10 protein-coding genes and 1 pseudogene are annotated in these 6,767 nt (G+C 37.9%); 10 read left to right on the forward strand and 1 reads right to left on the reverse strand.

What is annotated here, in order from left to right; all coding sequences use genetic code 11:
- Window positions 1–8: 8 nt before the first annotated feature.
- Window positions 9–725, forward strand: a complete 717-nt coding sequence (locus G9Q97_RS10235; RefSeq protein WP_166146447.1) for a DNA alkylation repair protein — start codon at window positions 9–11, stop codon at window positions 723–725.
- 410 nt (window positions 726–1,135) lie between these two features.
- Here the strand turns inward: G9Q97_RS10235 and G9Q97_RS10240 are convergent.
- Window positions 1,136–1,341 (reverse strand): annotated as a pseudogene (locus tag G9Q97_RS10240) (helix-turn-helix domain-containing protein).
- Window positions 1,342–1,485: 144 nt separating this feature from the next.
- On the opposite strand from G9Q97_RS10240, the gene G9Q97_RS10245 reads away from it, so the two are divergent.
- The 9 genes from G9Q97_RS10245 (at window position 1,486) to G9Q97_RS10285 (ending at window position 6,700) form a co-directional block, all read left to right on the forward strand.
- A complete protein-coding gene (locus G9Q97_RS10245; protein ID WP_166146449.1) occupies window positions 1,486–2,256 on the forward strand; it encodes an energy transducer TonB in 771 nt (256 codons plus the stop codon).
- 584 nt (window positions 2,257–2,840) lie between these two features.
- Window positions 2,841–3,215 carry an ArsR/SmtB family transcription factor gene (locus G9Q97_RS10250; RefSeq protein ID WP_166146451.1) on the forward strand — a complete coding sequence of 125 codons (375 nt, stop codon included), beginning with the start codon at window positions 2,841–2,843 and terminating at the stop codon, window positions 3,213–3,215.
- Window positions 3,212–3,826, forward strand: coding sequence for a mercuric transport protein MerTP (merTP, locus tag G9Q97_RS10255; RefSeq protein WP_166146453.1), 615 nt, complete (start codon window positions 3,212–3,214; stop codon window positions 3,824–3,826). The genes G9Q97_RS10250 and merTP overlap by 4 nt, the downstream gene beginning before the upstream one ends.
- Complete coding sequence (locus tag G9Q97_RS25025; protein WP_166146455.1) at window positions 3,811–4,017, forward strand: GDCCVxC domain-containing (seleno)protein; 207 nt, start codon at window positions 3,811–3,813, stop codon at window positions 4,015–4,017. Before merTP ends, G9Q97_RS25025 begins: the two co-directional genes overlap by 16 nt.
- A gap of 148 nt (window positions 4,018–4,165) precedes the next feature.
- A complete protein-coding gene (locus tag G9Q97_RS10265; protein ID WP_166146457.1) occupies window positions 4,166–4,438 on the forward strand; it encodes a thioredoxin family protein in 273 nt (90 codons plus the stop codon).
- A gap of 65 nt (window positions 4,439–4,503) precedes the next feature.
- Complete coding sequence (locus G9Q97_RS10270; RefSeq protein WP_166146459.1) at window positions 4,504–5,079, forward strand: metal-sensing transcriptional repressor; 576 nt, start codon at window positions 4,504–4,506, stop codon at window positions 5,077–5,079.
- Window positions 5,076–5,411: a heavy-metal-associated domain-containing protein gene (locus tag G9Q97_RS24775; protein ID WP_222851963.1), complete on the forward strand. Its 336-nt coding sequence runs from the start codon at window positions 5,076–5,078 to the stop codon at window positions 5,409–5,411. The genes G9Q97_RS10270 and G9Q97_RS24775 overlap by 4 nt, the downstream gene beginning before the upstream one ends.
- Entirely contained in the window at window positions 5,408–6,094 is a 687-nt protein-coding gene (locus tag G9Q97_RS10280; protein ID WP_166146461.1) for a cytochrome c biogenesis CcdA family protein, read from the forward strand. The genes G9Q97_RS24775 and G9Q97_RS10280 overlap by 4 nt, the downstream gene beginning before the upstream one ends.
- 333 nt (window positions 6,095–6,427) lie before the next feature.
- Window positions 6,428–6,700, forward strand: a complete 273-nt coding sequence (locus tag G9Q97_RS10285; RefSeq protein ID WP_166146463.1) for a hypothetical protein — start codon at window positions 6,428–6,430, stop codon at window positions 6,698–6,700.
- Window positions 6,701–6,767 lie beyond the last annotated feature (67 nt).

The following is a 6,767-nucleotide window of genomic DNA, read 5'->3' on the forward strand; positions in this document are numbered from 1 at the left end:
TCAACCTGATGAAAGAAGAACTAATGGATAAAATAAGATTGGCATTGCAAAATAATGCCGGTATTAAAACACGGAATGATGCGAGTCGTTTTTTTAAAAAAGGAGAGAAAGCTTTAGTCTATGGAGCTAAAACTGCCGAAGTCACCAAAATAGCAAAGGAATTAAACAAACAGATAAAGACGTATTCCAAACAACATGTTTTTGATATTTGCGAAGAGCTATGGAAATCCGGGTATCTTGAAGAAGCGATAATTGCTTGCAAGTTTACTGAGTCTTTAAAGAAACAATACGAAACCGCTGACTTTGAATTTTTTAAACGTTTGGTGAATAAATATGTAAACAATTGGGCAGATTGCGATACACTTTGTAACCATACCATAGGAACATTTATAATGATGTATCCCGAATATCTTAACGAATTAAAGAAATGGGCAAAATCAAATAATCGATGGACAAAAAGAGCTTCTGCCGTAAGCCTGATTATACCTGCAAGAAAGGGATTGTTTCTGAAAGAAATATTTGAAATTGCAGACATTTTACTTTTAGATAAAGACGATATGGTGCAAAAAGGTTACGGTTGGATGTTGAAAGCTGCAAGTGAAAGTAACCAAAAGGAAGTTTTTGATTATGTGGTATCAAAAAAAGAGGTAATGCCACGGATAGCACTTCGTTACGCCATTGAAAAAATGCCGAAAGAATTAAAAGCCGAAGCAATGAAAAAATGAGAGACTGCCTATAATCGAGGATGGCCGCAGGCCATAACCATAAGCCTGCGGAGCACCCCTCACTCGACCAAACGTAGGTAAGGGCCTTACCGATGAATCGGTACAGACTGTATCTCCCTGCATGTTCGGCTCATCGCTAAAATCATCCGCCGCGGCGAATGATTTCTTAACGCTTGGGCCTGCTTAAGATGAGGCTGCACCAATAGGGGACTCCCCGTCGAATTTGTAGGTAGTCCAGCGTTCAGTCCTTTGGTTGAAACATACGATTTCAAGCAATATTTTCCAAATGAGATTTTTGGATATTTTACATTTATTATTGTTGCCGCTAGGTATTCGGTTGGCGATTACTTCTGTATCAGAGTGGCCTTTGTAGTTCATATATATTAAAACTTGTCAGAAACTATATTATTTCAATCCTCCACAAACTCCAGCATATCCCCCGGCTGACAATCGAAGGCCTTGCGGATCGCTTCCAAGGTGGTAAATCGGACGGCTTTTGCCTTACCGGTCTTAAGGATGGAAAGATTGGATAGGGGATATCCACCTTTTCGGAGAGTTCGTTCAGGGATATTTTCCGTTTTGCCATCATGACATCTAAATTTTCGACAATGGACATGGTTATACAGTAAGGTCGTTATCGGTTTGGATTGATGAATGGGTTTAAATGCTTTGCATAAATGTCTTTGTAGAAGGCAAAAGCCAAGGAGATAGAAATAAGTTTCTAGTTGGTAATTTGTCAAAATTGTGATAGTTTAGCGATATGATGAAGGGTAAATGGACGTTTTTTGGATTGGTTGTAGGACTTGGATATTTGGGATTCCCGGGTCTTGTGGAAGCGCAGGAAAGAAAAATCATCCCCCTGGACGCGCATTTTTTGCCCATAGCATCCGGCGATGAAGATCAAAAATACAGCAAAATAGTCACCGTTTCCCCGGAGGGGGAATTGGTAGAAAAAACCTATGACCTTAATTACGCTTTAGTCTCTGCGAAAAAATCGATGTTTGAAGCGTCTGAGCCTCTAGAGCCGGTCTGGGAAGAAGAGAAACATTATGCCTCGGATGGCACCTTGAAGTATACGCAGTTCAAGTATCGGAAAGATAATGCCAACTATACCAAAGTATTTGTTGGGGACAAACCGGTGCTCGACCTGGTTTGCGATAGCTCACTAAACTGCGAAGGCTTCTTTATAGCCCCCGACGGAGAAGAGGAAGCCGTGGATAGGGATATTTTTAAGCCTGGTTTACCTGACATGAAGGCCTGGAACGAATTCCTGGGCAAGAACCTGTCCTATCCCCAATCTGCCAGAAATAACCGGGCAGAAGGGGAAATCTGGCTTGGTCTGAAAATCGATGAGCGGGGGGAATTGATGGATAGCTTCGTGGTAAACCGCGCTTCCTCAGATCCCAGCCTGGTCAAAGAAGTGGAACGGGTACTGGAACGATACGCCGGGGGTTTCCTGCCTGCCCGTGATCTTCAAGGCAGTCCCACCACTGCATGGATGTATCTTCCGATTCGATTTCGATTGGGGTAGGTATCACTTTTCCCAAGCTCGGACATACCTACTTGATGGAACAACCGCAGGGAAGAATAAATTTTCAAGAAAGTCAGGTTGTTCTCTGTTAGTAAATCGCATCCTGCGATGAAGAGACATTTGATAAGGCTTCAAATGCTGAATACGGTGTAAAACGCCTAATCCAGGAAATAACGGTGTTGACCGCAGGCTTTCCGGATTCCTACGATTCGTTCATCAAATAAATGCCGGAATAATTGGCGAAGGAACTTCACTTTGGAAATTGGATGAATGGAAAGCGGATGATGAATCCGATAATTGCAGTGAATAGGGCTTGATTTCTTATCCGAATTCCTTAATTTGACCAGCGAAATCAGGAGATGAGTTGTGGACATAGTACATATACACGCAACTGCCCTTTCAAGACATAGCTATATACAGATGTTGTGTGCCATGCGAAAAAGCCAACCGCACATTTAGGCACATTTGCTTGCCCCAACGCACGTGCGACCACTTCACAAGCAAAAGAGCCTAAATTTTCCCAACGCTTGAGAATTTTATATTTAAGTATTTGCTTAAATAAGTAATAAATGTAACTTTGTTTTATGGAAAATAATTCTTGCATAAGACAACAAGCTGATATTAAACAGATAAATCGTTGTAAAGAGACAGTTTCGGAATTAAACGAATCGTTCGACTATTTAGCAAACAGACTTTCATTAGTTGGAAATAGCGTTCGGCTGAAAATACTTTACTTACTCTTTGAGGAAAAAAGACTTTGCGTTTGTGATTTAAGCGATATTCTTGGTATGAACATTTCTGCAATCTCTCAACATTTGAGAAAAATGAAAGACCGAAATTTAATAGAAACGGAAAGAGAAGCTCAAACAATATTTTACTCATTGACAGCGGAATACGAAAAAATGTTAAATCCGTTCTTTGAGATACTTGATAAAAACAAAATCTTGGAAACGATATGAAAAGTGAAAACAAATTAATTGGTGCAGGTTTGTTAACCGCGATTACAGCTTCATTATGTTGTATTACACCAGTTTTGGCTCTAATCGCAGGAACGAGCGGAATTGCTTCAACATTTTCTTGGATAGAACCTTTTAGACCTTATTTAATCGGACTGACAATTTTAGTTCTCGGTTTTGCTTGGTATCAAAAACTAAAACCTCGTAAAGAAATTGACTGTGAATGCGAAACGGACGAAAAACCAAAATTTATTCAATCAAAGAAATTTTTAGGAATTGTAACTGTATTTGCAATTGTGATGTTGGCTTTCCCATACTATTCAGGAATTTTTTACCCAAATACAGAAAAACAAGTAATCGTAGTTGACAAATCGGACATTAAAACAACGGAATTTAAAATCAGCGGAATGACTTGTGTGAGTTGTGAAGAACACGTCAATCACGAAGTAAATAAACTCAACGGAATTGTAAACTCAAAAGCGTCCTACGAAAATGGAAATGCAATCGTTGAATTTGACAAAACCAAAACCAATGAAAAGGAAATCGAGAAAGCAATTAACTCAACAGGGTATAAAGTAACCGATAAAAAAGAAAACAAATGGAAGTCCAATTAAAATCAGAAATTACTTGTCCAAACTGCGGACATAAAAAAGTGGAGGATATGCCAACTGATGCTTGTCAATTTTTTTACGAGTGTGAGAATTGTAAAACAGTTTTGAAACCTAATAAAGGGGATTGCTGTGTCTATTGTAGTTATGGTTCTGTAAAATGTCCTTCAATTCAAGAGAAAGAAAGTTGTTGCTAATAAATCAACTACAGAAAAACCAAAAGAGCCTGAATTTCCCCTCGTTCGATAGAAAACTAAAAATATTTGAAAATAAACTTGGAGACCACCCCCTGACCAGTCGCACCTTTGTACCGTAGTTAATATTAATCATTAAAAACGTAAAACAATGAAAAGACAAATTGAAGTATTTACAGCCGGGTGTCCGGTATGTGAACCAACTGTAAAAACAGTAAAAGAAATGGCTTGCGACTCTTGTGAAGTAACCGTTTACGACCTTGTTAAACAATGTGACGACAAAGTCTGCGTAGACAAAATGAAAGAGTATAACATTACTTCTCTACCAGCGGTTGCAGTTAACGGGAAATTACTTGCTTGTTGTCAGAACAGAGGAGTAAGTAAGGAAGAATTAGCAGCAGCAGGTATTGGTAAAGCCATTTAATTTATTAACCCATTACCACCCAACTTGCAAATAATGGAGGTTGGGTGGTTTTTAACTTAATTAATATGTTGCCAAGAGATTTGACAAAAGACCTTAAAGACCGACTAAATAGCATTAAAGGTCAGGTTGTAGGAGTAATAAAAATGCTTGACGAAAGCAATGACCCTGCCCAAATATTAAATCAGTTTAAAGCGGTTAACAAAGGTTTTGAAAAAACTCAGCAGCTTCTTTTAGATGAAGTATTCAGGAAAACTTTGGCAATGAAAATTTCGGAGGCATTGGAAGCCTGTCCGGGTAATTGTGGACAAGAAGAACGAATAGCAATTATTAAAAACCAATTTCCTGATTTAGGACTTTACGAACTAACAGACAAAATGCAGGAGATTGATAAGATTTATGAATTTTTACTCAATAAAAAGGAAAGTATGAAAGAAATATCATTGACCATTGACAACATGGTTTGTCAGGGTTGTGCGGAAAAAATATCCGATATTTTAAAGGAAACAAAAGGTGTGGAAGACGTAAATACGAAGGCTATGAAAAAATTAGTGAACATTAAATTTAGCCCCACTGAAACGAATGAAAAAGAACTCATAGCCACATTGACAAAAGCAGGATATCAACCAAAAGAGGAATTATGAGCATAAGAAAATCATTTGCCTTTTTTTTGATTCTACAATCATTTCTTCTTGCTTGTTCAGGTAATACTTCTCAAAACAACCAAACAAGCTTAAATGAAGGAAAGGCAAAATCAATTGAAATGCCTATTGAAGGTATGAGTTGTATGTCCTGTGTTGCAAATGTTAAAAAGACTTTATCCAGTATGGATGGAGTTAAAGAAGTTAATGTTAGTCTCAAAGATAAAAATGCACGGGTTAAGTATGATGCTCTAATTGTTACAGAGGAACAGTTAATAGAAGCAATAAATAAATTGGGCTATCAGGTAGGTAAACCAAAAGAGTTGGCAGAATGAGTTTGGAGCATTTTTTAAACCAATTTTCGTCTACATTTCAAGAAGGTTCAATTTTCAGTTTAGGGCTTGCTTTGTTGGCAGGCGTAATTTCAAGTGGGGTTTGCCCTTGCACTCTGCCTGTCGGACTTGGATTTGCAGGTTATGTTGGAAGTAATGAAGTGCGGGAATCCAAAACAGGTTTTTCCATTACCTTCTCCTTTTTTTTAGGCATTATTCTATGTCTGACAATTTTAGGGGCAATAGCAGGCTATGTAGGAGCATTTCTGACTGAAACATTCGGAAAATATTGGGCTATCGTAATGGGCAGCGTATCACTTATCGCAGCAGGTATTGCTTTTTATGGACCTTATTTACGTGTGCGTCAACTTGAGACTCTTCGCAGACCAGGAATAGGTGGATCTTTTGTTTATGGTTTCATTTTTAGTTTAGGAACTTCGGCAGCCCCATTACTATTATTATTATCAGTAGCAGCAGCCAAAGCAAGCATTCTATACGGATTAGTTTTAGCCTTTATGTTTGGTATTGGAAGAGGCTTGCCTTTTTTAATAGTCGGACTTTTTGCAAGTACTGTTTCAAAACTTGCGAAATTAACTTGGTTACGTAAAAGTATTCAGATTATAAGTGGATTAGCATTACTGTATTTAAGTTTCTATTTTTTCAAACTTTTTAGTTACTATATTTAAACAAAACTTGGCGAAAGTCTGCCAACCCTTCACACCCATACACATTGGCAAGTCGCTAATCCAGACACACAAGCCAAAACTTGCCAAAGAGTATGGCTGCCCGACACACGGAAAAAAGAAAGCACGGGCACACAACAATGTGTATAAGCAATAGCGGGTGGAGTAGTAATTTGAAGGTTCTCGCATTTAACCTATTTTTGTAGTGGCGGACAGTAATCGCTCCGAAATCCGCTACTGCTCATACACGGAACGTTGTGCAACATTAAATAAAGAACTAAAGAATTTTATTTCGGCAGGAAACTAATTGAAAGAACTGATTGCAAAAAGAATTATATGAGCGTATTGAGATATTTTAATGAAATTGCAGAAGGAGCACTAGTTCGATTCATTTTAAATGAAGATGAGAGACAAGACTTTTTAGACAGCTTACCTGAGGATTTTTGTATTAATTATATCAGCAAAAATGATTTGGAAAAACAAGCAAAAGCAAATGATCTCTCAATACGTAACTTTTTCGATCAATTTAAAATTCCTGAAATCCCAGAATATGCTAATGTACGTTCAGGAGATTTTGGAGAAATGTTATGTTTTATTTTATTGAACTAGGCGTATGATAAATAAAATTCTTTGTAAGGGTATGGTGGTTTTTCTACCATTCTTTTCATGAGGTTTT

Origin of the sequence: Cyclobacterium plantarum (assembly GCF_011290685.1) — a bacterium.
Lineage (GTDB): Bacteria > Bacteroidota > Bacteroidia > Cytophagales > Cyclobacteriaceae > Cyclobacterium > Cyclobacterium plantarum.

Bases quoted from the DNA above. Each gene is read 5' to 3' on its own strand.
- G9Q97_RS10235 (WP_166146447.1), top strand. From the start codon at position 9: ATGAAAGAAGAACTAATGGATAAAATAAGATTGGCATTGCAAAATAAT.
- G9Q97_RS10245 (WP_166146449.1), top strand. From the start codon at position 1,486: ATGATGAAGGGTAAATGGACGTTTTTTGGATTGGTTGTAGGACTTGGA.
- G9Q97_RS10250 (WP_166146451.1), top strand. From the start codon at position 2,841: ATGGAAAATAATTCTTGCATAAGACAACAAGCTGATATTAAACAGATA.
- merTP (WP_166146453.1), top strand. From the start codon at position 3,212: ATGAAAAGTGAAAACAAATTAATTGGTGCAGGTTTGTTAACCGCGATT.
- G9Q97_RS25025 (WP_166146455.1), top strand. From the start codon at position 3,811: ATGGAAGTCCAATTAAAATCAGAAATTACTTGTCCAAACTGCGGACAT.
- G9Q97_RS10265 (WP_166146457.1), top strand. From the start codon at position 4,166: ATGAAAAGACAAATTGAAGTATTTACAGCCGGGTGTCCGGTATGTGAA.
- G9Q97_RS10270 (WP_166146459.1), top strand. From the start codon at position 4,504: ATGTTGCCAAGAGATTTGACAAAAGACCTTAAAGACCGACTAAATAGC.
- G9Q97_RS24775 (WP_222851963.1), top strand. From the start codon at position 5,076: ATGAGCATAAGAAAATCATTTGCCTTTTTTTTGATTCTACAATCATTT.
- G9Q97_RS10280 (WP_166146461.1), top strand. From the start codon at position 5,408: ATGAGTTTGGAGCATTTTTTAAACCAATTTTCGTCTACATTTCAAGAA.
- G9Q97_RS10285 (WP_166146463.1), top strand. From the start codon at position 6,428: ATGAGCGTATTGAGATATTTTAATGAAATTGCAGAAGGAGCACTAGTT.